The organism is Methylobacterium sp. WL120 (assembly GCF_008039465.1).
GTDB lineage: Bacteria > Pseudomonadota > Alphaproteobacteria > Rhizobiales > Beijerinckiaceae > Methylobacterium > Methylobacterium cerastii.
This window is the reverse complement of the sequence record NZ_VRUT01000335.1, coordinates 1-1,361: the sequence shown is the minus strand read 5'-3', so window position 1 is coordinate 1,361 and position 1,361 is coordinate 1. Positions and strand designations below refer to the sequence as shown.

At 68.8% G+C, this 1,361-nt stretch carries 1 protein-coding gene; it reads right to left on the bottom strand.

What is annotated here, in order from left to right; all coding sequences use genetic code 11:
* Positions 1–29 precede the first annotated feature (29 nt).
* A complete protein-coding gene (locus FV229_RS26855; protein ID WP_147754816.1) occupies positions 30–1,310 on the bottom strand; it encodes an IS66 family transposase in 1,281 nt (426 codons plus the stop codon).
* Positions 1,311–1,361: the final 51 nt, after the last annotated feature.

Sequence of the window (1,361 nt, the reverse complement as noted above, 5' to 3'; positions counted from 1 at the left end):
GTAATTACCCACCCCTGTGACCGCTGGGTTCAGGCGCCAACGGTTTTGAGGATGGTGCCGAAGGAGGTGCTGCCTGTGAGGCGGGCGGTATCGACCACGGTGCGGATGTCGGCCTCGCCCGCAGCGGCCCACATCGCGCGATAGCCGTTGGTCATCTTCCTTTGGACCACGGCCGGACGCAGCAGCCGTTCCGAGCCGTTGTTGGTCGGTTCGACGGCACTGGGATGGTCGAGGAAGACCAAGAGCTGATGGCGAGCCCGACCGAGCTTGGCCTGCAGGTCGCGGGTCAGGTCGCAGCGGCTCGGCGTGGCGAGGATGGCGCCCAATTGCCGATCCAGGCTCCGGCGTTTGGCGGCCAGCGTCGAGGTGGCCAGATCGGTGGCGCGCTCTGCCAGAGCGAACACGGATTGGAGCCAGAGCTGCAGGCGCCAGGGGACAGGATCGTCGCTGGTGTCGACGGCGTAGGCGACATCGCGGGCGAGATGGGCGAGGCAGGTCTGGTGCGCGGCCGCGTGTCCCTGCTGGGCGGTGTAGCGGTCCGAGATCCACACCGCGGGCCGGTGGCCGTCCATCATCTCCCGCACCACGATGGCGCCCCGCGTCGGGGAGGCCGTGTGCACCACGGCTTGAGCCGAATGGAAGACCCAATGATAGGCGTTGCTGCCCTCGATGCGCACGCCGGTCTCGTCCGAGGCGACCACCATGGCACGGCGCAGGATCGAGACGGCCGCCTCGCGACCGGAGCGGAAGCGCTTCTGCGCGCGCTGGAGCAGGTTCATCAGCCCGCCCTGGCTGAGCGTAAGCCCGAACAGATCCGACAGCGCCGCCTGCAACCGCTCGTAGGATAAGGCCTGGAAGGTCTTGAGGTACGTTGCCACCGCATGCAGCCGCGGGCCGAAGGGCGTGCCGCGCGCCGCCTCCGGCACCGGTGCGATCACACGCGCCCCGCAGGTCGGGCACTGCACCGCCAGCCGTTGATGCTGGGTGACGACCGGTGCGACTTCCGGCAGCTCGATCCGTTCGGAGACGCTGACGACCTCGACGGGAAGGTCCCCGTGCAGTCCGCCGCCGCAGCACGCGCAGCGATCCGGGCGATGCGCGACGACGGCATCGGGATCCTCGCTCATCACGCGGCTGTGGCCCTCGTGGCCAGGCTTCGCCCCGCCTGGTTTGGCCTGCTCGCGCCGCTCCTTGCGATCCGTTGCCGGCGGCTTCGAAGACGTGCGTGAAGTCTTTTCCGGGCGCTGCATCCGCAGCACCAGCTCGATCAGCTCCTCGCGGCTCAGCCGCTCAAGATCGCTTCGGCCCATCCCACGAGGGAATCAGCGAAACCCGACCCGCGCAAGGGGGTGGGTAATTAC